General features: G+C 68.7%; 27 protein-coding genes and 1 tRNA gene. 13 read left to right on the top strand and 15 right to left on the bottom strand.

Going from position 1 to position 23768, the window contains the following annotated elements; translation table 11 throughout:
* The first annotated feature begins 36 nt into the window (after positions 1-36).
* The 3 genes from ACO0LV_RS00470 to ACO0LV_RS00460 are packed head-to-tail and all read left to right on the top strand — an operon-like array spanning position 37 to position 3267.
* Complete coding sequence (locus tag ACO0LV_RS00470) at positions 37-1287, top strand: quaternary amine ABC transporter ATP-binding protein (RefSeq protein WP_424785893.1); 1251 nt, start codon at positions 37-39, stop codon at positions 1285-1287.
* Positions 1284-2276, top strand: coding sequence for an ABC transporter permease (locus ACO0LV_RS00465; protein WP_424785892.1), 993 nt, complete (start codon positions 1284-1286; stop codon positions 2274-2276). Before ACO0LV_RS00470 ends, ACO0LV_RS00465 begins: the two co-directional genes overlap by 4 nt.
* 28 nt (positions 2277-2304) lie before the next feature.
* The gene (locus ACO0LV_RS00460; RefSeq protein WP_424785891.1) at positions 2305-3267 is read left to right on the top strand and encodes a glycine betaine ABC transporter substrate-binding protein; all 963 of its coding nucleotides are present in this window, start codon (positions 2305-2307) and stop codon (positions 3265-3267) included.
* 110 nt (positions 3268-3377) lie between these two features.
* Here the strand turns inward: ACO0LV_RS00460 and ACO0LV_RS00455 are convergent, their stop codons facing one another.
* Together ACO0LV_RS00455 and ACO0LV_RS00450 are read right to left on the bottom strand one after the other, a co-directional pair.
* A complete protein-coding gene (locus ACO0LV_RS00455; RefSeq protein WP_424785890.1) occupies positions 3378-3785 on the bottom strand; it encodes a hypothetical protein in 408 nt (135 codons plus the stop codon).
* Between the two features lie 20 nt (positions 3786-3805).
* Complete coding sequence (locus ACO0LV_RS00450; protein ID WP_424785889.1) at positions 3806-4468, bottom strand: hypothetical protein; 663 nt, start codon at positions 4466-4468, stop codon at positions 3806-3808.
* A 92-nt stretch (positions 4469-4560) separates the two neighbouring features.
* Here ACO0LV_RS00450 and ACO0LV_RS00445 point away from each other — a divergent pair, with 92 nt between their 5' ends.
* The 3 genes from ACO0LV_RS00445 to ACO0LV_RS00435 all read left to right on the top strand — a co-directional run bounded on the left by ACO0LV_RS00445 (position 4561) and on the right by ACO0LV_RS00435 (position 6403).
* Complete coding sequence (locus ACO0LV_RS00445) at positions 4561-4941, top strand: VOC family protein (protein ID WP_424785888.1); 381 nt, start codon at positions 4561-4563, stop codon at positions 4939-4941.
* A gap of 63 nt (positions 4942-5004) precedes the next feature.
* Complete coding sequence (locus tag ACO0LV_RS00440) at positions 5005-5475, top strand: SRPBCC family protein (protein ID WP_424785887.1); 471 nt, start codon at positions 5005-5007, stop codon at positions 5473-5475.
* Between the two features lie 148 nt (positions 5476-5623).
* Entirely contained in the window at positions 5624-6403 is a 780-nt protein-coding gene (locus tag ACO0LV_RS00435) for an alpha/beta fold hydrolase (protein ID WP_424785886.1), read from the top strand.
* 4 nt (positions 6404-6407) lie between these two features.
* Here the strand turns inward: ACO0LV_RS00435 and ligD are convergent, their stop codons facing one another.
* Entirely contained in the window at positions 6408-7295 is an 888-nt protein-coding gene (ligD, locus tag ACO0LV_RS00430; RefSeq protein WP_424785885.1) for a non-homologous end-joining DNA ligase, read from the bottom strand.
* Positions 7296-7424: 129 nt separating this feature from the next.
* Here ligD and ACO0LV_RS00425 point away from each other — a divergent pair, with 129 nt between their 5' ends.
* From ACO0LV_RS00425 to ACO0LV_RS00415, 3 genes are all read left to right on the top strand, one after another.
* Positions 7425-8534 carry an NAD(P)-dependent alcohol dehydrogenase gene (locus ACO0LV_RS00425; RefSeq protein ID WP_424785884.1) on the top strand — a complete coding sequence of 370 codons (1110 nt, stop codon included), beginning with the start codon at positions 7425-7427 and terminating at the stop codon, positions 8532-8534.
* A gap of 82 nt (positions 8535-8616) precedes the next feature.
* Complete coding sequence (locus ACO0LV_RS00420) at positions 8617-9561, top strand: ATP-binding cassette domain-containing protein (RefSeq protein WP_424785883.1); 945 nt, start codon at positions 8617-8619, stop codon at positions 9559-9561.
* Complete coding sequence (locus ACO0LV_RS00415) at positions 9558-10325, top strand: ABC transporter permease (RefSeq protein ID WP_424785882.1); 768 nt, start codon at positions 9558-9560, stop codon at positions 10323-10325. Before ACO0LV_RS00420 ends, ACO0LV_RS00415 begins: the two co-directional genes overlap by 4 nt.
* Before the next feature lie 23 nt (positions 10326-10348).
* Here ACO0LV_RS00415 and ACO0LV_RS00410 read toward each other — a convergent pair whose 3' ends face one another.
* The 4 genes from ACO0LV_RS00410 to ACO0LV_RS00395 form a co-directional block, all read right to left on the bottom strand.
* A complete protein-coding gene (locus ACO0LV_RS00410; RefSeq protein ID WP_424785881.1) occupies positions 10349-11008 on the bottom strand; it encodes a class I SAM-dependent methyltransferase in 660 nt (219 codons plus the stop codon).
* Between the two features lie 10 nt (positions 11009-11018).
* Positions 11019-11483, bottom strand: a complete 465-nt coding sequence (locus ACO0LV_RS00405; RefSeq protein ID WP_424785880.1) for an OsmC family protein — start codon at positions 11481-11483, stop codon at positions 11019-11021.
* Between the two features lie 336 nt (positions 11484-11819).
* Positions 11820-11893, bottom strand: a tRNA-Pro gene (locus tag ACO0LV_RS00400).
* Between the two features lie 136 nt (positions 11894-12029).
* The gene (locus ACO0LV_RS00395) at positions 12030-12638 is read right to left on the bottom strand and encodes a C40 family peptidase (protein WP_424785879.1); all 609 of its coding nucleotides are present in this window, start codon (positions 12636-12638) and stop codon (positions 12030-12032) included.
* Between the two features lie 118 nt (positions 12639-12756).
* Here ACO0LV_RS00395 and ACO0LV_RS00390 point away from each other — a divergent pair, with 118 nt between their 5' ends.
* The 4 genes from ACO0LV_RS00390 to ACO0LV_RS00375 all read left to right on the top strand — a co-directional run bounded on the left by ACO0LV_RS00390 (position 12757) and on the right by ACO0LV_RS00375 (position 16212).
* On the top strand, positions 12757-13668 hold the full coding sequence (locus tag ACO0LV_RS00390) for an oxygenase MpaB family protein (protein WP_424785878.1): 912 nt from the start codon (positions 12757-12759) through the stop codon (positions 13666-13668).
* Positions 13669-13721: 53 nt separating this feature from the next.
* Positions 13722-14555, top strand: a complete 834-nt coding sequence (locus tag ACO0LV_RS00385) for a lysostaphin resistance A-like protein (RefSeq protein ID WP_424785877.1) — start codon at positions 13722-13724, stop codon at positions 14553-14555.
* A 245-nt stretch (positions 14556-14800) separates the two neighbouring features.
* The gene (locus ACO0LV_RS00380) at positions 14801-15901 is read left to right on the top strand and encodes a Na/Pi cotransporter family protein (RefSeq protein WP_424785876.1); all 1101 of its coding nucleotides are present in this window, start codon (positions 14801-14803) and stop codon (positions 15899-15901) included.
* Positions 15901-16212 carry a hypothetical protein gene (locus tag ACO0LV_RS00375; protein WP_424785875.1) on the top strand — a complete coding sequence of 104 codons (312 nt, stop codon included), beginning with the start codon at positions 15901-15903 and terminating at the stop codon, positions 16210-16212. The genes ACO0LV_RS00380 and ACO0LV_RS00375 overlap by 1 nt, the downstream gene beginning before the upstream one ends.
* Before the next feature lie 134 nt (positions 16213-16346).
* Here ACO0LV_RS00375 and der read toward each other — a convergent pair whose 3' ends face one another.
* The 8 genes from der to ACO0LV_RS00335 form a co-directional block, all read right to left on the bottom strand.
* Entirely contained in the window at positions 16347-17849 is a 1503-nt protein-coding gene (gene der / locus ACO0LV_RS00370) for a ribosome biogenesis GTPase Der (protein ID WP_424786268.1), read from the bottom strand.
* Positions 17850-17932: 83 nt separating this feature from the next.
* Positions 17933-18679 (bottom strand): lysophospholipid acyltransferase family protein, encoded by a 747-nt coding sequence (locus ACO0LV_RS00365; RefSeq protein ID WP_424785874.1) that lies wholly within the window; start codon positions 18677-18679, stop codon positions 17933-17935.
* Positions 18676-19380 (bottom strand): (d)CMP kinase, encoded by a 705-nt coding sequence (gene cmk, locus ACO0LV_RS00360; protein WP_424785873.1) that lies wholly within the window; start codon positions 19378-19380, stop codon positions 18676-18678. The genes ACO0LV_RS00365 and cmk overlap by 4 nt, the downstream gene beginning before the upstream one ends.
* Positions 19377-20489, bottom strand: a complete 1113-nt coding sequence (locus ACO0LV_RS00355) for a prephenate dehydrogenase (protein WP_424785872.1) — start codon at positions 20487-20489, stop codon at positions 19377-19379. Before ACO0LV_RS00355 ends, cmk begins: the two co-directional genes overlap by 4 nt.
* A gap of 48 nt (positions 20490-20537) precedes the next feature.
* Complete coding sequence (locus ACO0LV_RS00350) at positions 20538-21284, bottom strand: pseudouridine synthase (protein WP_424785871.1); 747 nt, start codon at positions 21282-21284, stop codon at positions 20538-20540.
* A 16-nt stretch (positions 21285-21300) separates the two neighbouring features.
* Positions 21301-21987 carry an SMC-Scp complex subunit ScpB gene (scpB, locus tag ACO0LV_RS00345; RefSeq protein WP_424785870.1) on the bottom strand — a complete coding sequence of 229 codons (687 nt, stop codon included), beginning with the start codon at positions 21985-21987 and terminating at the stop codon, positions 21301-21303.
* Entirely contained in the window at positions 21984-22916 is a 933-nt protein-coding gene (locus ACO0LV_RS00340) for a segregation and condensation protein A (protein ID WP_424785869.1), read from the bottom strand. The genes scpB and ACO0LV_RS00340 overlap by 4 nt, the downstream gene beginning before the upstream one ends.
* Complete coding sequence (locus tag ACO0LV_RS00335) at positions 22900-23742, bottom strand: ParA family protein (RefSeq protein WP_424785868.1); 843 nt, start codon at positions 23740-23742, stop codon at positions 22900-22902. Before ACO0LV_RS00335 ends, ACO0LV_RS00340 begins: the two co-directional genes overlap by 17 nt.
* Positions 23743-23768: the final 26 nt, after the last annotated feature.

Here is a 23768-nt window from a genome sequence, read left to right as displayed (position 1 = left end):
CGGGACACCCCCGCCGAGAACTGGAGACATTCTCAGGTGCCAGTGATCGAAGCCCATGGCGTGTACAAGATCTTCGGGCGTCGGCCGGAGCGGGGCGTGGGGTGGCTCCAGTCCGGTGCAAGCCGGGAGGAGTTGCGCGAGCGTGGTCTGACCGCTGCCGTCATCGACGCGTCCTTCGACGCCAACGACGGGGAGATCTTCGTCGTGATGGGCTTGTCCGGCTCGGGCAAGTCCACGCTGATCCGGATGGTCAACGGACTGCTCGAGCCCACCGCCGGCGACATGATCGTCGCTGGTGACAACATCACCGGCTTGCGAGGCCGTGCGCTACGGGAGATGCGCCGGCAGAAGGTGTCCATGGTCTTCCAGCACTTCGCGCTGCTCCCCCACCGCACTGTCGGGGAGAACGCCGCGCAAGCCCTGGAAGTGCGCGGAGCCAACCGCGCCGACCGGCAACGGGCCGCCGAGGAGGCGCTGCGTATGGTCGGGCTGGACGGCTGGGGCGGGTCCTATCCCGATGAACTCTCCGGCGGGATGCGGCAGCGAGTGGGCCTGGCCCGGGCGCTGGCCTCCGGCACCGATGTCATGCTGATGGACGAAGCATTCTCCGCGCTGGACCCGTTGATCCGCCGGGAGATGCAGGACCAGTTGATCGACCTGCAGCACACCCTGGGAAAGACGATCCTGTTCATCACCCATGATCTGAACGAGGCGATGCGGCTGGGCGACCGGATCGCGATGATGCGTGACGGCCGGATCGAGCAGATCGGCACCTCCGAGCAGATCCTCAACGATCCCGCGAACAGTTATGTGGCCCAGTTCATCCAGGACGTCGACCGCACCCGGGTGCTCACCGCCGGGGCGATCATGGAGCCACCGGTGGCGGTGATCGGAGCGGAGTCAGGTCCGCGTACCGCACACAAGTTGCTGCGCGAGCACCAGATGTCCGCGCTGATGGTGGTGGACCGAAGCCGACGGCTGCGTGGGGTCGTCTATGAGACGGACGTCGCGCAGGCAGTGCGCTCCGGAGCGAACAGCCTTGAGGGTGTGCTCCGCCAGGCGCACCAGGTGCACACCGACGACACCCTCGCGGAGTTCATCGCGACAGCAGCGCAAGCCAAGGAGGCGCTGGCCGTGCTGGACCGCGACGAGAGGCTGGTCGGCGTGATCCCCAGGGTGACGTTGCTCAACGCCTTGGCCGATCCGGAGGACCCTGAGATGACCGAGAACCTGAAAACCGGTCCGGTTGCCGGCGCGGCGAGCGCGGGAGCGGGGCTGCCCTCATGAACCTCTATGCGGATGAGACCGATGGCACCGGAATCCCACGGTTGGACATCGGGGAGTGGATCGAGTCGGGGTTCCGGTGGATCCAGGACAACCTGAGCGTGGTCTTCGACGGAATCCAGAGCGTCATCAGTTGGGCGACCACCAACCTGGCCGGCCTGCTGAACACCCCCGATGCCCTGCTGCTGGCTGTCCTGTTCTCCGCCGTCGCCTGGTTGCTGCGGGACTGGAAGCTCGCGCTGCTGTCGCTGGGCATGTGGCTGTTCGTGATCAGTGTCGAGCAGTGGCAAGGCGCGATGCTCACCCTGGCCATGGTCATCATCGCCACGTTGGTGGCCCTGCTGCTGGCCATACCGATCGGCATCGCGGCGGCCAAATCGGACCGCGTCTCCCAGATCGTGCGCCCGGTGATGGACCTGATGCAGACGATGCCCGCCTTCGTCTGGCTGGTGCCGGTCATCACCCTCTTCAGCGTCGGGGTCGTCCCCGGGGTGATCGCCACCGTGATCTTCGCGCTTCCTCCGGGGGTGCGCCTGACCGAACTGGGCATCCGGCAAGTGGACGCCGAAGTCGTCGAGGCCGGGCAGGCTTTCGGCAGCACCGGTTCGCAGATCCTGGCGCGGATCCAGTTGCCACTGGCGATGCCCACCATCATGGCTGGGGTCAACCAGGTGATCATGCTGGCCCTGTCGATGGCGGTGATCGCGGGACTGGTCGGTGCCGGGGGCCTGGGCGCCGAGGTCACCCGTGCGATCAGCACCATCGACATCGGGCTGGGTTTCGAAGCAGGTCTGTCCGTCGTCGTCCTTGCCATCTACCTCGACCGGGTGACCGCCGCTGTCGGCGGACGCAAACCCGGAACACCGAGAGCCGCGCGACTCAAGAAACTACTACGCGCCGGACGTGTGTCCACCATCGGCCCGGTGGGGACCGCGATCACCAGTCCACAACTGCATGAATCCGAAACGAGAGCCGACAATGGGTCCCGCTGAGCGCGGCCCCGACATGGAAGGAAACCAGATGAGGACCACCTCCCCACGACGTACCCGGAGCCTGCTCGCCGTGACCGCTGCGAGCGCACTGCTACTGGCTGCCTGCAACGGCGACACCGACACCGACGATGACGGCGCTGCGACCGACAACGGCGCAGATACCGAGGAGAACGGCGACGAGAACGGCGCCGCCGGCGCCGAGGGTCCGGTCATCCTGGGCATCCTGCCCGACTGGACCGACGGCCTGAGCATGGGCTACCTGTGGCAGGAGATGCTGCAGGACCAGGGCTATGAGGTGCAGATCGAAGAGATCGGCCAGGCCGGGCCGCTGTACACCGCCGTGGCCGGCGGCGACTACCACGTCTACCCCTCCGCATGGCCGGAGGTCACGCACGCCGAGTACATGGACACCTACGGCGATGACCTGGAGGACCTGGGCCACTACTACGAGGGTGCGGTCCTGACGCTCGCCGTCCCGGAGTACACCGAGATCGACTCGATCCCGGAACTGGCCGAGAACCCGGACATGTTCGACGGCCAGGTCATCGGAATCGAGGCGGGCGCCGGACACATGGGCGTCACCGCCAACTCGGTGTTCCCGACCTACGGGCTGGATGAGAACTTCACCCTGGTCGAGTCCTCCACCGCGGCGATGCTCACCGAGTTGAGCAGCGCCATCGACGCCGAGGAGGATGTCGTGGTGACCTTGTGGCACCCCTTCTGGGCCAACGCCGAGTACCCGGTGAAGGACCTGGAGGACCCCGAGCAGGCGCTCGGTGAGCCTGAGTCCCTGAACTTCATCGCCAACTCCGAGTTCTCCAGTGAGTTCCCGGAAGTCGCCGAGGCGATGGGCAACTTCCCCGTCCTGGACAACGACCAGTTCGGTGAACTCGAGGATCTGATCGTGAACGTGCACGAGGGCGACCCGGCCGCCGGCGCGCGCGAGTGGATCGAGAACAACCAGGACATCGTGGACTCGGTCTTCAACTAAGGACCAGCGTTCCTGACGAACGTGGGGCCCGGCCGTCCGGCCGGGCCCCACGTTGTCTCTCCGGCCGAGCACGTGCAGCGACGGTACGCCCGGCTACGGCTGGGTCAGGGTCAGTTGCTGGGACCGGGGTGGATCTCATCCCCCGACGCGATCGGCTGCGCCATCCCCTCCACCAGCACTCCACCGTTGGTTCCCGGGGGCATCCGCTCCACCCGACGTCGGCCGACCTCCAGCCGCTGCACGGTGCCGGAGTCGTAGGACTCACCACCGCGCAGCACCCGCACGTGATCCCCTTCAGTCAGGTAGCCGCTGGCGAGCTTGCCCACGGCCATCGTCCCCCGGCCGGTCTGGGTGAAGGTCTGCTCGACGACGAACCGGGCAGGTTCGGCCGCCTGCACCGCATCGTCGGGGCCTGGTTTGGCCGTCGTGTCGACCTGACCGGGCTGCGCCGAACCGGCCGCCTGGGTCGGGCTGGAGACTTCGTAGTCCCGGCCAAACAATCGCTTGAGAAAGCTCATGGGGGCAGTCTAGGTGGGGGTCACCCGCTCCAGGCCCCGTCCATGCCCTCGAGACCATCGAGCCACCAGGAGTAACGCAGTCGCAGGGCTCGCTCGAGCAGCGCCAGCAGGCCGGCCACGGTGATGCTCGTGTTCAGCACCGATCCGAGATTCCAGGGGGAGGTGAAACTGAACTGCCCCAGGACCCCGACCAGACCGGAGAGGTTCTCGGGGAGTTCGGGGGCAACCTCGTCGCTGAGATCGGCCAGCCACTCCAGCCCCTGGGGCACCTGCAGCACGATCACCGCGAGTAGCACCACGAAGGAGGTCACGCTGATCGTGGTGCTCAGCCCCGGCCGTCGCCGCTCCAGGTCCGCGCGCCACCGTTCGGCGCTGCCGGGAACCGGGACGAGCTGCTGCTCCCTCCCTTCGGGGCTGACCAGGTGGGCCCGCCGGATGCCATAGGTGCTCGTGCGCACCTCGATCCTGGATCCGTCATCGAGGCCGAACCGGGCCGGCAACCTCTGGGTGCGGTCCTGGCGTCGGTCGCGGTAGAGCGCGACGCGTCCGTCCCAGTCCAGGAAGTCGACCTCGACGTGCCAGTGAGCGTCGTCGTGCTCGATGGCGAAGACGCTCCGCCACAGACCCTGCCACCAGTGGAAGGCCTTGAGCGGCCTGCCGTTGCCCGGCTTCTCCTTGCTCATCGGCACTGATCGTAGGGGCTGTGCTGGCTATCATGTGCACATCAGTCCCGGCGCTCCGGGCCGGGCAGCGGTATGGGCGCGTGGAGGCAACCATGGAGATCACTCATCAGGTGGTGGTGTTCGACGCCGCCGACCTGAACTCCGAGAGTCGGTTCTGGGCCGGCGTGCTCGGCGGGACCGTGGACTTTGAGGACGACTGGCGCACCGTGCTCGTGGACGGCAGCGCCAAGGTGGCGGTGCAGTTGGCCCCTGAGCACGTGCCGCCGCAGTGGCCCGACGGGAACCCGCAACAGATCCATCTGGACCTGTGGGTCGCGGACATCGAGGAGGCGCACGAGGAGGTACTCGCGCTCGGGGCCGTACTGCTCAAAGCCGTCGACGACGAAGCCCCCGGCGAGGGCTTCCGCGTCTACGCCGACCCGGCCGGGCACCCGTTCTGCCTGTGCTGGGTGAAGCGGTCCGACGCAGCCTGATCCGTGCCGACGGCGACGTCGAAAGCCTTGTGGTTCGTCGGCCCGAGGAGGATGCTTGATCGTGTGAAGCCGATCGAGTTCGAGCTCAAGCGCACGATATGGGCGCCGATCGAGCAGGTGTTCGCACGCCTGGTCGACATCGAGGGGCACAACGACTGGATGGCGGACACCGGAAGCATGCTGAAGCACACTCGGCAGACTTCTCCCGGCGAGCCCGGCGTCGGAACGACCTTCGTCGATGAAACGACTCAGGGCACCATGCCCGGGGAGATCGTCGAGATGACGGCGCCCCACACGGTCATCTTTCACTGGTGGGAGACGTCGAAGTCGGGCACACTGAAGTTCGAAGGCTGGCCGAGTTACCGACTGGAACCCGCCGGTGACAACGAGACACGGGTCCGCCATCGCGGCAAGTTGATCTCCTACGGGCTGTGGCGCCTCGGCACGCCCATCTGGCGGCGCTTCGCAGTCAAGGAACGAACCATCACAGTCGACGCCCTGAAAGCCTCCTTCGAGCGGACTCCCACGCTCTAGGGAGTTTGTTCACGACCCCAAGACAGGGTTATCTCGCGGTCGCAGAAGAGTGGGAAGGCGTGGTCCCGAACCCGTTGAGGAATGGTGTTCTCGCCGGCGCTCCGCACGCCGGTACGGATTCGATCAATTCTCCGATCGGAGGCGAACAGTGAGCGCATCGAAGGTTGTCTTCCTGCCCGGAGCCGTACTTCCCGCGCCGCTGGCCTACTCCGGACTCGTTGACCTGTTGGGCGATGACGTCGAGGCGATAGTCAAGGACCTCGAGGTCTATCGCGGGGCCTCCCCGCCGGCGGACTACTCCCTGGACACGGAGGTCGACGGGGTTCTGCGTGAAACCGGGGCTCGCGGGTGGACTCGCTTTCACCTGGTGGGCTACTCCGGCGGTGGCGCCGCAGCCCTGGCGTGTGCGGCATCGGAGCCATCGCGCCTGTTGACCCTGAGTCTGCTCGAACCGGCGTGGGGCGGCCACTGGGACTGGAGCCCGAGGCACGAGCGGTTGTGGTCCGAGTACGACGCGCTGGCTCAACTTTCGCACGAGGATTTCATGGCGGCCTTCACGCGGTTACAGGTGCGGTCCGAGGTTCGGCTGCCTGAGCCGCGATCAGCGCCACCGCCGGTGTGGATGTCCCGAAGGCCCGCTGGGATCCGGGCCCTCATGCGCACCTTCAAGACTTACGCTCTGGACCGCAATGCCTTGAGGCGGTTCGACCGTCCTGTCTACTTCGCGCTCGGCGGCTTGAGCAACCCCGACCAGTACGGCGAGATCGCCGAACGGCTCGGAGGCGTATTCCGTGACTTCACGCTCGAGGTCTTTCACCAGCGGCACCACTTCGACCCGCCACATCGTCAAGAGCCGAGCCGGCTCGCGGAATCGCTGCGCAGTGTCTGGTTGCGCGGTGATCTGCTGGCGTCAGCGGGCGCCGACTGATCGATCACGCCTGGCGTTCACGGGCGCGGGTCAGATCCTGGCGGTGCTCCGAGAACACCTGCCACGGGTCCTGTACCTGGGCCAGGCGCCGATTGATCGTGCGGATCGTGTGCCCAGCCGGCTCGATCCGGGAGAGTTCGTCCCACCTGATCGGCACCGCCACCGGGGCACCGGGCCGGGCCCGGACCGCGTACGGGGGCACCGCCGTCTGCCCGTAGCCGTTGCGCTGCACGTCCACCAGCACCCGATCGCCCCTCTTCTTCTTCCGCGACTGCAGGGTGAGCAGGTCCGGAGCGCGGCGCACCAGGACCTCCGCGACCGTGCGGGCGAAGGCACGTACGGCCTCGAAGTCCGCCTCGGGCCGCAGCGGTACCACCACGTGGTACCCGCGCGAGCCGGTGGTCTTGAGGAAGGTGCGCAGCCCCAGGTCGTCCAGCACCTCCCCCACCATCACGGTGGCTCGCCGCACCGCCCCGAGCCCGGGAACGGTGGGGTCAAGGTCGAAGATCAGTTGGTCCGGATGATCCAGGTCCGCAGCCGTGCTCAACCATGTGTGCGGGGTGAGGCACGCCTGCTGGGCCAGATAGACCAAGGTGGCCTCGTCCTCGATCATCACCTGACGTTGCGGACCGTCCGCGGTCCGCACCTGCACGGTGGCAACGAAGTCCGGGAAGTGTCGGGGCACCCGCTTCTCGTAGAACGAGGGCCCTTCGATCCCATCGGGGAATCGCTGCATGCTGATCGGACGGCCCCGCACGTGCGGCAGCATGATGGTGGCGATACCGGCGTAGTAGCGGGCCAGGTCCTCCTTCGTCACCTCCGGGGTCTCCGTTGCCGGGAACAGCACCTTCTGCGGTTTGCTGACGTCCACCCCGGCGATGGTCACACTCATGCCCGCCAGCGTGCGCGCCACGGACCGGCGCGGCAACTTGGGCGACGGCAGGATGCGCCGCCGGCCCGTGCTCTCGCTGGGGCCCCGGTTCTGCCCTACGGTGTGGGAACCAGCCGTAAGGAGGCAGTCGTGACCACCCCGATCAGCGCGCACGTGCTCCGCGAGCCGCGCGGCACCTTCCAGTTGGCCGACGGGATCGAACTCGGTGATCCCCGTCCGGACGAGGTGCTGGTCCGCTACCACTCCACCGGTTTATGCCATACGGACCTGTTCGCCCGCGATGTGTTCCATCAGGCGGAGTTTCCGGCGGCGGTCTACGGGCACGAGGGCATCGGCGTGGTCGAGGCGGTCGGTGCGGGCGTGACCGACTTCGCCGAGGGCGACCGGGTGATGGCCTCCTACGCATCGTGCGGACGTTGCCGGACCTGCCTGACGGGCCGCCCGTTCAATTGCGTGCAGTTCAACGACATCAACTTCGCCCTGGCCCGCGCCGACGGTTCCTACAAGGCCACAGCGGACGGGCAGCCGGTCGGGTCGAGCTTCTTCGGTCAGTCCTCCTTCGGTACGCATGCGCTCGTCAGCGAGCGCGACCTGGCCAAGGTGCCCGAGTGGGTGGCGCCCGACGACGAGTACCTCCTGGGACCCTTGGGTTGCGGCGTGCAGACCGGCGCCGGTGCGATCCTCAACGTGCTGCGGCCCGGGCCCACCGACTCCCTCGTGATCTCCGGGACTGGCGCCGTGGGGCTGAGCGGGTTGCTCGCTGCCGCCGCGGCCGGTGTGGGCACCATCATCGCGGTCGACATCATTCCCGAGCGATTGGCACTGGCCCCCGACCTCGGCGCGACACACGTGATCGACGGCAACGAGGAGGACCAGGTCGAACAGATCCACGACCTGACCGGCGGAGGAGCCACCCATGCGTTCGACACCACCGGTGTGGCGCCGGTACTGACCCGACTGGTGGATGGTCTGGCCTGGGGCGGCAACCTCGGCATCGTCGGAGCCGCACCGGGAATGACACTGGACCTATTGCCCGTGATGCAGTTGGGCCGGCGGGTACAAGGGATTGTCGAGGGCAACTCGGTGCCGCGTGTGTTCATCCCCCAGTTGCTCGAACTGCGGCGGCAGGGACGCTTCCCGCTCGAGAAGTTGGTCACGACGTACCCGTTCGCCGAGTTGGAGCAGGCGATCGCCGCGACCAACGCGGGTGAAGCGGTCAAGGCCGTGCTGGTTCATTAGCGCCGACGCCCGAGCCGGCGTTCGGACAGCCTCGGGACCAAGGACCCTGGCCTGCCGTTCTGACCGTCGATAGCGTGAAGTCATGGGAGCACCGGCGATCTCCTGCCAGGGCCTCACCAAGCACTACGGTGGGGTCATCGCTCTCGATGGGCTCGATCTGGTGGTCCCCGAGCGGTCTCTGTTCGGGTTTCTCGGTCCGAACGGGGCGGGCAAGACCACCCTGATGCGGTTGCTCCTGGGCTTGGCCGCGCCCTCGGGTGGCACGGCGCAGGTACTCGGCTCCGACATCGTCAGCGCGAGCATGCAGGTGCGCAGGCAGGTCGGCTACCTCGCCCAGCAGCCACGGTTTCATGAGGACCTCACAGCCCGGCAGGTGCTGCGCTACGCTCGTGGGTTCTACCCCCTCGACCCCGACGCCCGCGTCGAGGACGACATCACCGAGACACTGGACCTGGTCGGTCTGACCGCGAAGACTGACGCCCGCTCCGGTGAACTCTCCGGTGGCCAACGGCAACGACTGGGGATTGCGCAGGCCCAGATCCACCGCCCCAGGCTTCTCATTCTCGACGAGCCCGCCGCGGCGCTGGACCCACTGGGCCGACGCGATGTCCTGGACGTCATGCGCCGACTGAAGGAGACAACGACCGTCTTCTACTCCACCCACATCCTCGACGACGTCCAGCAGATCAGCGACGAGGTCGCAATCCTGCGGAACGGACGCCGTGTCCTCCAGTCCTCAATGGTCGATCTCCTCGACGAGGCCGACACCTTCGTCCTGACGTTGACCGGGGATGTCGGTCCCGCCGTGACCAGCCTGCGGACTCAGCCCTGGGTAACCGAGATCCGCGAGGTCCCCGGCGACGACCGAGTCTCCCTCACGGTCCGGGTGAGTGACGAGGAGGTCGCCCAGGCTCAACTGCTGCGGCTGGTCCTGAGCCACGACGAGGTCCGGGTGGTCGAGTTCGGTCGCCGCAGGTCCGAACTCGAGGACGTGTTCATCAACGTCGTGGAGGGAGACGTTCGATGAGAACGCCATCGACCTTGTCCGGGCTGACCAACCAGTTCCGTCGGGAATCAGGTTCCTGGTGGAACACCCGGCGGTGGTGGACGCAGGCCCTCGTGTGGTCCGCTCTGACCAACGCGCTGCTCGTGTTGGTGCTCTGGGTCCTGCCCCGGCTCGACGTCGCCGCTGGCGCGAGCGACATGACCCCCACCGAGAGTGCGGTCCAATTCGCTGGCATGGCAGGCATTCTGGCCTCCATCGGTGTGGTCGTCACCGCCCAGGGCATCCTGCTCGATGAACGGCGCAGCGGCGTGCTGGAGTGGATGCTGTCCAAACCGCTGGCTCGTAGCGCATTGCTTGCGGCGAAGTTCCTCGGCCACGCCCTCGCCCTGTTCGTCGTGATCGTCCTCGTGCCATGGCTCGGCGTGCTGGCCCAACTCTCCCTTGCCGACGGAGCGCTGTGGCCGCTGGACCAGTGGCTCGGTGCCGTCGCACTCATCGGCTGCCTCGCGGTCTTCCACCTCGCCGTGGTGCTCATGCTCAGTGCGCTGACCTGGTCGCGCGCCCTGGTGGTCGCGCTGCCGCTGGCCGGCATATTCGGCACCGACCTCCTCGTCGCTACCGCGCCCCGCGCCTTCGAAATACTGCCTTGGAGTCTGGCACGCATAGCCGGGCCGGTCCTGTCCGACGGGATACTCATGACGATAGGCCCGCTCATCAGCACCGCCGTGCTCACCGTCATCAGCCTCGGCGTGGCATCCCTGGCGCTGAAGCGGACGGAACTGTGAACAGCAGAGCAGGCGGGCGGCGACTATTCAGGTGGCCCGAATCGGGCGAGAATCACGGCTTGGTCGTCCCGTTCGTGAGTGGGGCTGCCCCGGCGCACCAGTCGCGCCAGTTCCCTCGCCCCGACCCGGGCCAGCGCTGCCGCCAACACCTCCGCGGTGCGCCGGTGCCGGGTCAAGGACACCTGATGCCCCATGCGGGCGTAGACCGGGCGCAGGTCCACCTCGCCGGAGCCGGCCTGGCTGGCCAGGAGTAGGTAGCCACCGGGACGGGTCACGCGGGCCACCTCGCTCAGGGCCCGCCCCAGCTCGTCATCACCCAGGTGGATCACCGAGTACCAGAGCAGCACGCCGTCGAAACTGCCGGCCGGGTAGGGCAGGTCCAACAGTGATCCGGTCTCGAAGCGCAGGTCGGGGTAGGTGCTCCTGGCCTGGGCGATCATGCCCGGGGACAGGTCCATCCCGCGGATGTCGGCTCCGCGTGCGGAGGCATAGCCGGTGAGCCGGCCGGCGCCGGCGCCCGCGTCCAGGATCGGCCCGGCGCCCACCTCGGCCAGGAAGACGGCGATCATCGCCACATCGAGCGGGTGCTCCTGGTTCGTGTCCTGGATCGCCCGCGCATAGTCGGCGGCGACCGTGTCGTAGGCGGTCCGCGTGGACCCCTCGCTGCCCGCCTGATCGGTCATACCGGCCGGCTCAGTCGGCGGTACGCATCGTGACGGGTGTGGGCAGCTCCACGGTCCGCGACACCGTGCACTCCCGGTCATGGCTGGCCTTGATAGCGGGCGCGATCCGGGCCCGCGCGGCATCGCCCTCGGCACCGGCCGGGAAGCGCAGGTGGAAGGTGACCTCGACGTCCTGCAGGTGGTTGCCGTCGTCGTCGGAGATCTTCGTGCCGCTGCACCGGACGGTAAACTCCTCGGGCTCGGCGCGGCGGCTGGTCATGTGATCCACATCGACGCTGGAGCACCCGGCGATCGCGGCCAGCAGCACCTCAACCGGTGTGAAGTCCGTGCCGGTCCCGTCCCCGAGGCTGATCACACCACCTCGGGCGTTGCGCACCTCGTAATGACCCAGGGAGGTGCGTTGCAATTCGACGCTGCAATGGCCGGGCGCGCCGCCGCGCTCATCGGGCTCGATTGACTGGCTGTGATCGGTCACTGCTACTCCCTGGTCCGAGTCGTGGGCTTGCCGGGCCGGCCGGATGAGTCCACGGCTCCTCGGAGGATCCGGTAGATATCCGGCCTGCACCGCTGTCTCGGGGATTCGCGGACTCCCCAGTATCGGCCAGCAGTCCCGGCGATTGGCGTGGACTGAGTGTAGTGGCCGGCGCACGAGGCCCCGATCGACGTGTTCGTCACGCAGACCCAACGCCTACGGCCATCGCATGAGCAGCAACTGTGCAGCGAGTGCGGGCATGACGACGGCGATGACGCCTGAGGTGAGCATGACGAAGGCCTCTGACCAACGTTCATGCTGGTCAGAGGCCCCACTGCGTCGGGCTGGCGGGATTTGAACCCACGACCCCTTGACCCCCAGTCAAGTGCGCTACCAAGCTGCGCCACAGCCCGTTGCCCCGCGCCGATCGCCTTCCGGCCGACTGGGACGCGACGATGCTACCCCACTCCCCCAGGATGGACCGAATCGGCACCTACCCGGCCGCGGACCGGCATGATCAGTTCACCCACCCCAAGCGATTGGGCTCGCTCACCCCCCGTGCAGCTCCGCTTCATACACCCGGATGAATGTGGGGTCGGCCATGTAGATCGGGCTCTCGTGCACCAGCGTTCCGGGGCTCCGGGCGGCGATGTGATGACCGTCGCCGGTGTAGATCCCGATATGCCCCGGCCACCACACCAGGTCACCGGCAACGGCCTCCGCTGCCGGGATCCGGTAGCCGGCACCGGCCTGCAAGTCCGCCGTGCGGGGCAGGTCGATGCCCACCTGGACGAAGACATACTGCACGAACCCGGAGCAATCGAAGCCGGCCGGAGTACCCCCGCCCCACACGTACGGCACCCCGTTGTACTGGCGGGCGACGTCGATGACGCGATGCGAGGAGGCTGGCCCCTCCGCGATGCTCGTGGACGCCGGCCCCTCCCCGAGGCTCGTGGGAGTAGCCTCCTCCTGCCCGGGTGAGGGTCCATCGAGCGCCGCCGCACCGGCACCGCTGGCGATCAGGGCAAGAGCCGTTGCCGCGGCGGCGACCAGGCAGCGCACCAGGACGGGGCCACCGCGCCGACCCCCGTCGCGATATGCACCGCCCGCCCGGCGGCCCGCAACACCAACCGGCTGCTGGGTCCGGACGGTGACCATGGCGTTCCTCTTCCCGCTGGGCCGGTGCGGGGTGTGGCAATGCTAAAGCAACCCGCGCCACCGGACCAGCCCCGCACCCGAGCTGGAACACCTCCCTCGTTACCGGCAGACTGAGAGGATGCCGATCACTTCCGTACGCAACCGGATGAGCCGGGCCCTGCTGGGCATGGTGGCCGGGCCCGACGGCGCCCAGGCCAGGTACCGCATCCACGGCACCGCCGGCCCGCGCTGGTACAGCGCAGACTCACCCATTCAGATCGTGCACGGGGACGCCTCGATGTACATCGGCGGCGTGCGCGCCCTCCTGCTGCAGTCGCTGCACCCACTGGCCATGGCCGCTGTCGATGACTTCTCCGACTACCGCACGAACGTGTGGGGACGCCTGGCCCGCACCGCTACCTTCATCGCCACCACCACCTTCGGCACGGCCGAGCATGCCCAGGAGGCGGTCGACATCGTCCGCGCGGTCCATCGGCGGGTCAACGGCACGGCGCCCGACGGCAGGCCGTACCAGGCCGACGACCCGCACCTGCTGGCCTGGGTGCACATCGCCGAGATCGACTCCTTTCTCACCGCGCACGAACGCTTCGGCCGTCGCAGCCTCGACGAGTCCGATTACGACACCTACGTCTCCCAGTCCGCGAGGGTGGCCCTCGCCCTGGGTTCATCGGAGGTTCCTACCACGCGGGCCGAGTTGCGGCACGGGCTCCGGGAGTTCCGGCCGGAACTGCAGAGCACCCCGGCTGCCCGTGATGTGGCGACGTTCATCCGCACCGTGCCGGTGCCGGTGGCGGTTCGACCCGGCTACCGCGCCCTGGTGCGAGCGGCGGTGGCCACCTTGCCGCGGTGGGCCCGCGAACCCCTGGGGCTTCCGGACCGGCCGCTCCTGGACCGAACTCTGCACCGCCTCAACGGCACCGCGATGACCTCCGCGATCCGCTGGCTCACCACGGCCGAACCCATGCAACGTCCCGAGCGTCGTCCACCCGGCCCGGCCGCCGGTTCCAGGAGCCGTGCACACCAGGCCTAATCATGACGAATGGCACTGGACGCACCCTGTCCAGTCTTGTCAGGCTGCCTGCGATGCCTACTGAAGCCGCCAACGGCACCACCCGCGCCCCACTCGTCGTACGGATCGGACTGGTTCTCGCCGCCGGCGTGGGTATCTGGGCCCTGATGACCTGGCTCACCGCCAACCTCTATGACGGGCAGTTGAGCATCCCGGTGCGCCTGGCCAACGCCGCCCTGATCTCAGGTTTGGCGATCCCGATGGTCATGCTCGCCCGTCGCTATCTGGACCGGCGTGCATGGTCCGGGATAGGACTGGGCGTGTCCGCGAGGGCCTGGCGTCCGTTCCTGATCGGCGTGGTCGCCTTCCTGGTGCCCAGTGCCCTGGGACTTGGCATCGCCCTGGGCGCCGGGTGGCTCAGCCTGCAGGCCCACGTGCCGGTGGCACACATCCTGGCCTGGGCCGTGTTGTTGGTGGTCCTGGTGTTCTTCTTCGAAGCGCTCCCGGAGGAGTTGATCTTCCGCGGTTACCTGCAGCGCAACCTCACCACCGTGATGGCCCCGTGGCTGGCGGCCATCGCCCAAGCGGTGTTGTTCACTGTGTTCGGGACCGCCCTGTGGGTGGCCTCGGAAGGGTGGGGGGTACTGGCCGAGCGCGGCATCATGTTCCTGGCAATGGCCGTGGTGCTGGGTCTGCTGCGGATCCAGACCGGCAGCGTGTGGACGCCGGTCGGTTTCCATCTGGCCTTCCAGGTGGTAGCCCAGACCGTGCTGAGCCAGCGGGTGGGCACCGACAACGAACCGGGCCTGATGATCGCCGCGATCATCAGCGCCTTCGTGCTGGGCACCACGGTGGTGTCACTGCTGCACCGCACCGAGGCGAACTGGTCCCGCCCCGAACCGGAATGAGGGCGCCGATGTGAGGTACCTCATAGCGTGTTCATCTGGCGTTTACCTGGATGTCGTCTGAATCTCGCCTGCGGGTGCTGAAGTGTTGGTGTGCGAGTACTAGTCACCCAGGCCAGGGCCGCGTGAGTACCACCCAGGTCGGTCTCCCCCCGGCAAGCGCAGTGCAGGCACCCGCTGCTCCCCTGCGCAGTCCCTTGCATTTCCTCCCCTTCCACGGGAAGAAGCTGCGGGCTGCGGAATGGGTCATGGTGTCGATCGGGATCTACGTCCTGATCACCGCGGTGGCCCTGATCGGGTCCGGGTTCAAACTGGCTGCCGGCGACGGCGCAGGACAACTGTTCCAGTTCGCCTCCAACCCGTTCATCGGGCTGATGATCGGACTGCTGGCCACCGCGCTGACCCAGTCATCCTCCACCACCACCTCGATCACGGTGGGCATGGTGGCCGGCGGGCTCCCGATCGGGATCGCCATCCCGATCATGATCGGCGCGAACATCGGCACGACGATGACCTCCACCCTGGTGAGCCTGGGCATGTCCCGGGACAAGGAGACCTTTCGCCGGGCCTTCGGGGCCGCCACCGTGCACGACATGTACAACCTGTTGTCGGTGGCCATCTTCCTGCCCCTGGAACTGGTTTTCGGGGTACTGCAACGTTCCTCGGCGTGGCTGACGGCGCAGACCTCCGGATCCGACGGCGGAGTCGTCGCCACCGTGTTCACCGCGGTGGGCGAGGTGGTACGAGCGATCACCTCTCCCGGCTCGGCGTTCCTGACCGGCCTGGTCTCCCCGCTGCCGGCCGTGGCCGCCGGGCTCATCCTGATCGTGCTGGGTGTACTCGGCATCCTGGCCGTGATCAACCTGATCGGGAGACTCCTCAAGGTTCTGATGGTGGGCCGGGCCCAGCGCATTCTGCATGCGGCGATCGGGCGCGGCCCGTTGAGCGGGATAGCCTCGGGCACCCTGATGACCGTGATGGTCCAGTCCTCCACCACCACCACCTCACTCGCGGTGCCGCTGGCCGGGTCCGGAACGTTCTCCCTGAAGCAGATCTACCCCTTCACCATCGGGGCGAACATCGGTACCACCCTCACCGCACTGATCGCGGCGTTCGCCTTCACCGGGGCCGAGGCGGGACCGGCGCTACAGGCGGCTTACGTCCACTTGCTCTACAACGTCTTCTGCGCCCTGGTGATCTTCGGCCTGCCACTGCTGCGCCCACTGCCGGTGCTCGGCGCGCAATGGCTGGCGAGCCTGGCGGTCAAGTCCAAGGTGTACGTGGCCGCCTGGGTGCTGGGTATGTTCGTGATTGTCCCGATCACGCTGATCGCCGCTACCGTGTGGTGATGGCACCTTCTCCGCTGCCGCAGCCCCGGCACAGCAACGGTGATGAGGCGAGCCTGAACGAACTGCTTGCGGAGGCTGAGCGCACCGTGGAGCGGCTGCGCCAGGAGTTGGCGCAACGGCAGCAGGTGCGCGCCGAGAAGGAACTCACCGCGGCCCAGCACGCCGAGATCGATCGGCTCACGGAGCACCTGGCCAATGCCCAGGTGCACTGGGGCCAGGTGCGCTCATTCTTCGCGGCCGCTATGGCCGAACTCGTCGAGCCCGAGTCCGGAACCCAGGAGCCCGGCGGGCAGCACCAGCCCCAGGCCTGACCACCCCGGGTGGTGGATGAGGTGCCCTCATCCACATCTCATCGAGCTCTCATCCGGGACCGGTTGTCTAGGCGGACGGGCCGGCTGCTGCGCCCCCCTCCCCCGATGGCGCGGTGGCCGGCCCGTTCACACCCTCAACGGCGCCGGCGCTTCTCCCGCACCCGCACGCTGATCTCGATCGGGGTTCCGGTGAATCCGAAGGTTTCCCGTAGCCGTCGTTCGATGAATCGCCGGTAGCCGGGGTCCAGGAATCCGGTGGCGAACACCACGAACCGGGGTGGGCGGGTGCCGGCCTGGGTGGCGAACAGGATCCGGGGCTGCTTGCCCCCGCGAACCGGGTGGGGGTTGGCCGCGGTCAGGTCACCCAGGAACGCGTTGAGCTTCCCGGTCGACACCCGGGTGTCCCAGGACTCCAGGGCGGTCTCCAGTGACCGGACCAACCGGTTCGTGTGCCACCCGGTCAGGGCAGAGATGTTCACCCGGGGCGCCCAACGCACCTGGACCAGGTCCAGTTCGATCTCCCGCTCGAGCAGGTCCCGGCGTTCCTCATCCATCAGGTCCCACTTGTTGAACGCGATCACCAGGGCTCGCCCGGCGTCGATCGCCTGCTGGATCACTCGGGTGTCCTGCTCGGTCAGCCGCTCCGAGGCGTCGATCAGCACCACCGCGACCTCGGCCTTCTCCAGCGCTCCCTGGGTGCGTAGCGAGGCATAGAAGTCCGCCCCGTAAGTCTGGTGCACGCGGCGCCGGATTCCCGCGGTATCGACGAACCACCAGTCCCGCTCGCCCAGCCGGACGAGTTCGTCCACCGGGTCCCGCGTGGTGCCGGCGACCTCGTCTACCACCACCCGGTCGGTGCCGGTCAGGGAGTTCAGCAGAGAGGACTTACCCACATTAGGGCGTCCGATCAGGGCCACCCGTCGCGGTCCCTCGGCCAGACCCCGCCCGGCAACCTGGGAGGTGGCCGGCAGCAGCTCCATGGCCCGGTCCAGCAGGTCACCTGAGCCGCGCCCGTGCAGCGCCGAAACCGGGTAGGGCTCGCCCAGCCCGAGTGACCACAGCATCGCCGCGTCGGCCTCGGCCCGCTGGCTGTCCACCTTGTTCGCGACCAGGACCGTGGGCCGGCCCGAACGACGCAGCAGCCGCACCACGTGCTCGTCGGTGCTGGTGGGTCCCACCGTGGCATCGACCACGAACATCACCGCATCGGCGACCTCGATCGCGGCCTCGGCCTGTTCGGCCACCCGACCCGGCAACCCCTTCGCGTCATGCTCCCAGCCGCCGGTGTCCACCAGCATGAACCGCCGCCCGGCCCACTCCGCCGGGTAGAGCACCCGGTCCCGGGTCACCCCCGGGGTGTCCTGGACCACGGCCTCGCGCCGGCCCAGGATGCGGTTCACCAGGGTCGACTTGCCCACGTTCGGGCGCCCGATCACCGCCAGCACCGGCAGCGGACCCTCCGGTTCCTCGCCGGTGCCCTCGGTGTCATCGCCGGACAGCAGCGCCAGGTCCGCGTCGGCCAGGTCGTAGGCCTGCAGGCCGGCACGCAGCGCCTCGGCGCGCTGGGCCTGCTCGGGTGATTCGCTCAGATCCGGCGACTGCTGCTCCCAGGCGGCGGCGTCGTCGTCGTCGGGCATGGCGGGGTACTCGGTGGAATTCACCCCGCCATCATCGCGCACCAGCACGGGTGTGCGCGCCCTCTGGTGCTGTGACGGAGGTTTCAGATCTCGGTCGCCGAGTGCAACGGCACCCCGGTGGTGGTCGAGGCCTGACGCACGTGCTCGCTCATCTTCTCCTGGATCACCGTCATTGCCTCGGCCACGGCCGCGCGTCCGGTGCCAGCCTCGGGATCGGCCGGCACGAACGGCGCCCCGTAGACCACGTGCAGTTTGGCGCGTGGGCCGGGTACGTGTCCGGCCTTCTCCCCCGGCGGCCGGGTGCCCAGGATCGCCACCGGCACCACCGGGGCGCCCGAGCGCACCGCGAGCCATGCGATGCCGGCCTTGGTCGACTTGACGTCGCCACTCCCGCGGCTGCCCTCGGGGAAGACCCCGACCAGGCGGTCCTCGTTCAGCATCGTCAGCGCGGTGAGCAGCGCCGCCCGGCCGTTCCGGCGGTCCACCGGGATCTGACCGGCCCAGCGCATCAGGAAGCCGATGACGAAGACCTTGAAGATCTCCTCCTTGATGATGATGAACGACGAGCGCGGGATCACCCCGTGCAGCAACGGACCGTCGATGATGCCGGTGTGGTTCGCCGCGATCAGGACCCTGCCGGTCCTGGGCACGTGGTGGGCGCCGATCACCTTGGTGTTCCACAGCACCTTCGCCAGCACCCAGCCCACGCGGCGCGACCAGATCGGGCCCCACCGGCGGATGTGCTCGGGCTTGATCGCCTGCCCGGGGCTGGACGGGTCGGGCTTCGCCGTCCGTTTCGGCTTCGGGTCGCCGGGTCGTGCGTCACTCATCGCGTTGCCTCCACCAGATCCCGGACCACCGCGACCGCCTCATCCAGGCTCATCTGGGAGGTGTCCACCGGGATCACGCCCGGCGCGGCGGTGCTGAAGTTGGACACGGTGCCGTCCTCGGCGTCACGGCGCAGCACCTGGTCACGGGTCGCCTCGATCGCCTCGGCATCGACACGTCCGTGAAGTTCGTTGCTGCGCCGAGCCAGGCGCGCGTGCTCATCGGCGAGCAGCAGGATCCGCACCTGAGCCTGCGGGGCCACCACGGTGGTGATGTCGCGGCCCTCGGCGACGATGCCACGGCCTTGGCTGAACCCGCCGGGACGGCCCTCGGCGGCGATCTCGGCACGCTGACGCTCTTGCAGTTCGGCCCGTACCGCCAGGTTCGTGGCCACGGCCGAGACCCGGGTGGAGATATCCGAGGTGCGGATCCGGGTGGTCACGTCGTGTTCGCCGACGGCGAAGCTCGGGCGGGCCGGGTCGGTGCCGATCCGGAGCGGCATGGCGCGTGCCTGCGCGGCCACCGCGTCGGTGTCGGTCAGGTCGATGCCCTGGTGCAGGCACCACCAGGTCAGAGCCCGGTACATGGCCCCGGTGTCGAGGTAGGCCAGGCCGAGGTCGGCCGCGACGCGCTTGGAGATGGTGGACTTGCCGGTGCCGGAGGGGCCGTCGATGGCCACCACCAGGCCGGACGGGCTGGTCATGGCGCCACCACCCGCCAGCCCCGGTCGCCCAGGTCCCGCTCGAGCCGGCCGGCGGCATCGGGCAGTACCGACACGATCGCCATCCCTACCTTCTGTTTCGGGGAGTGTTCCATCGCGAAGTCCTCGATGTTCACACCGATTTGACCGATCTCGGTGAACAGCCGGCCCAGCTCGCCGGGTTCGTCGGGAACCAGCACCGTCACCTCGGCATAGTGGCGGCGAGCACCACCATGCTTGCCGGGTATCCGCCCGGCGCCCTCGTTACCGGCACCGATCAGTGCCGAGACCGCACCCGCGGCACCTTCCGCGAGGGGTCCCTCGGTGGCGGCCCGCTCCAGGGCGGTGATCACCTCGTCCAGGTCCGCCCGGACCGCTCGCAGGCCGTCGTGTACCGCCGCGGCATTGCCGGTGATGATCGCCGCCCACAGGCGTGCGTCGCTGGCCGCGATCCGGGTGACGTCGCGCAGGCCCTGACCCGACAGGGCCAGTGCCTCCGGCGCGGCACCCACCAGCCGGCCGGCCACCAGGGACGCCATCATCTGGGGCAGGTGGGAGACCAGCGCCACGGCCTCGTCGTGCTCAACCGGCTCCAGGTGCACCGGGCTGGCGTCCAGGTCGGCGGCCAGGTGCCGCACCGTGCGCACCGCAGCAGGGTCCACCTCGGGGTGGGCGGCGATCACCCAGGGACGTCCGGCGAACAACTCAGAGGTGGCGGCGGCCGCACCGGAACGCTCCCGGCCCGCCATCGGGTGCGAGCCCACGTACCGGCGCAGGTCCAGCCCCTCGACCTCGCGCAACTCCTCCAGCAGGACCCCCTTGACGCTGGCCACGTCGGTGACCACGGCCCCGGGGAACTCCCGCAGCGCCGCAGCGATCAGGTCGGCGGTGACGTCGGGCGGGGCGGCGATGATCACCAGGGCGGGGTCGGTGTGCTCGGGTCCCCGGATCTGGCCGGCACCGACGTCACGCGCCAGGGCGACAGCGGTCGGTGAGGCGTCCTGCAGCCACACCGGCACATCGAGGCTGCGCAGGCCGAGACCGATGCTGGCACCGAGGAGACCGGTGCCCACGATCAGGACCGGACCGGTGGTCGAGGCCAGCGAATTCACGTCCCGCACCATACCTCGCATTCGCGAGCCGGCCCCACCACCCCGGCCTCAGAGGCCGACGTCAGCCATCAGCCGGCCCAGTTCGGGTCCGTCGATGACGCGGGTGCGTCCCGGTTTGAGCCGGTCGAGTCGGATCGGGCCCATCCGGGTGCGCGTCAGTCGCGTCACCGGGTAGCCCACCTGCGCCAGCAGCCGACGCACGATGTGGTTGCGGCCCTCGTGCAGGGTGATCTCCACCAGGCTGGCCTCCGGGGAACTGTCCAGCACGGTGAAGGCGTCGGCGTGGACCGGGCCGTCCTCCAGGACCACCCCGGACTTGAGGGTGCGGCCCAGGCCGCGCGGGACCTGCCCCTGCACCTGGGACACATAGGTCTTGAGCACCTCGTAGGAGGGATGGGCCAGGCGGTGGGCGAGTTCGCCGTCGTTGGTCAGCAGCAGCAGACCGGCGGTGTCGGCGTCCAGGCGTCCGACGTGGAAGAGTCGCTCGGGGCGGTCCGCCACGTAGGTGCTCAGGTCCGGGCGGCCCTGCTCGTCCGCCATCGTGGAGTACACGCCCAGCGGCTTGTTCAGGGCCAGGGTGGTGACCTTCTCATCGAGTTGCACCCGCAGCCCGTCCACGTGAATCACCGCGGTGCGCGGATCCACTCGGACCCCGAGTTGGCGCACCACCTGTCCGTCCACGCTGACCCGGCCGGCGCTGATGATCGCCTCGCACTTACGCCGGGACCCCAGGCCCGCCCCGGCCAGCACCTTCTGCAGACGTACCCCCGAGGGGGTGTGCACCTGTTCGCTCATCGTTCGTGCGCTCCCATCAGCCCAGTCCGTCCACATCTGCCAGGGAGTCCAGGTCCGGGAGATAGGGCGCCAGGGGCGGAAGATCCTCGATGGTGCGCAAGCCCAGTCGTTCCAGGAAGTAGGCCGTGGTGCGGTAGCGCATCGCCCCACCCTCCTCGTCCTGCCCGGCCTCCTCGATCAGACCACGGGTCAGCAACGTGCGCACCACCGAGTCCACGTTCACCCCGCGGATGGCGGCGATCCGGCCACGCGAGACCGGCTGGCGGTAGGCGATCACGGCCAGCGTCTCCAGGGAAGCCTGCGTGAGCCGGGCGGTCTGGCCCTCGAGCACGAAGGCCTCGACGGCGTCGGCGAATGCGGGCGCGGAGTACACGCGCCACCCTCCCCCCGCCTCGCGCAGTTCGAAGCCGCGGGGGCGCGGGCCCTCGGCGTAGTCGCGGACCAGGTCGGCCAGGGCGGTGCGGATCCGCTCGGTGGGGACCTTCAGCACGCTGGCCAGGTGCTCGGTGGCGACGGGGGCGTCGGTGACCATCAGGATCGCCTCCAGCGCCCCGTGCAATCCACCGGGCTCACCCAGCACCGGCAACGGCCCCTCGGTGTCCGCACCGCCGGCTTCGGACGGCGCGGAACCGTCGTGGCCCGCGGGAGTTGCGTCGTCGTCGGTCATAGCCGCACCGGGATCGCCGGGGTGCTCCTGGTTCATCGTTCCTCCGTTGCATGACCGGCATCGGCGTGCCGGCCCGGACCTGCGGGCGCGGCGACATCGTCATAGTCATCGGTCACGTCGATGTCGCCGTCGCCGCCGCCGGTCCACCTGATGGTCAGTTCGGACAGCGCGTCGGCCTGGTCGAAGGCCACCACGTCCTCACGATAGAGCTCCAGCAGCGCCAGGAAGCGAGCGACCACCACGTTCAGTGCCGAGGCGTCCTGGGCGAGAGAGCGGAAGGTCACGCTGTGCTGGCGGCGCAACCGCTGCACGATCATCGCGGCCTGCTCTCGCACGCTCACCACCGGGTTGTGCAGGTGGGACAGGTCGACCCCGGCCGGTTCGTACTTGGGCGCCAACGTGGCCGCGGCCAGCGCCGCGAACTGCTCAGGTGTGATTCGCAGGATCAGTTCGGGCAGCAGCTCGGCGAACCGGGGCTCCAGGCTCACGCTTCGGGCGTGGGAACGTCCCAGCCGGTACCACTCGCGCTGGAGGTGGGCGGCGACCTCCTTGAACGCCCGGTACTGCAGCAGCCGGGCGAACAGCAGGTCCCGGGCCTCGAGCAGTTCCAGGTCCTCGGCCTCGTCGGCGCTGCCCCGCGGCAGCAGCCGTGCGGCCTTCAGGTCCAGCAGCGTGGCGGCGATCACCAGGAACTCACTGGCCTGGGACAGGTCCCACTCGCTCTGGGCGCGCAGGTGGGCGATGAAGTCGTCGGTGACCACCGCCAGGGCCACCTCGGTGACGTCCATCTTGTGCTTGGCGATCAGGGAGAGCAGGAGGTCGAAGGGCCCGGAGAAGTTCTCCAGCTGCACCTCGAAGCCCGGTCGGGAGGCCAACTGCACCGACCCGGCGGACTGGTCGCCCGCGTCGCCCGGCTCTTCCTCGGCGCCGCCCGTCTGGTCGCCGACGTCAGGCGACGTCGCCACGGTTGATCAGCTCGCGGGCGAGTTTGCGGTAGTTGTAGGCGCCGGCGTGGTTCGGGGCGTAAGAGGTGATCGGTTCGGTCGCCACCGAGGCGTCGGGGAACTTCACCGTCCGGGTGATGACCGTTTCGAACACCTGTTCCCCGAAGGCCTCCTGCACCCGGGCCAGCACCTCGCGGGAGTGCAGGGTCCGCGCGTCGTACATGGTGGCCAGGATGCCGTCCACGTGCAGGCGCGGGTTGAGCCGGTCGCGGACCTTCTCGATCGTCTCCACCAGCAACGCCACCCCGCGCAGGGCGAAGAACTCGGTCTCCAGCGGGATGATCACCCCGTGTGCGGCGGTCAGGGCGTTCACGGTGAGCAACCCCAGGGAAGGCTGGCAGTCGATCAGGATGACGTCATAGTTCTCCGTGGCCGGGCGCAGCACCCGTGCCAGCGCCTGCTCACGCGCCACCTCGTTGACCAGTTGCACCTCGGCGGCGGACAGGTCGATGTTGGCCGGCACCAGGTCCAGGCCCTCCACCGAGGTGGGATGGGTCACCGCCGTGATGTCGGGTCGTTGCGCCATCAACTCGGTGTAGATCGTCCGGTCCAACTCCAGCGCGTTCACGCCCAGCCCGGCCGAGGCGGCACCCTGCGGGTCCAGATCCACCAGCAGCACCTTGCGCCCGTACTCGGCCAGGGCCGCGCCGAGGTTGATCGTGGTGGTGGTCTTGCCGACCCCGCCCTTCTGGTTGCACATCGCGATGATCCGCGCCGGCCCGTGCGCGCCCAGCGGCTCGGGGACGGGAAAGTCGCGCGCGGTCTGCGCCGGGTTGTCGGTGCTCACGCCGCCAACTTACTGCCCGGAACAGT

Source organism: Pseudactinotalea sp. Z1739 (genome assembly GCF_049725055.1).
Lineage (GTDB): Bacteria > Actinomycetota > Actinomycetes > Actinomycetales > Beutenbergiaceae > CALKWS01.
The sequence above is the reverse complement of the archived record's forward strand: the minus strand, read 5'-3'. Positions and strand labels throughout refer to the sequence as shown.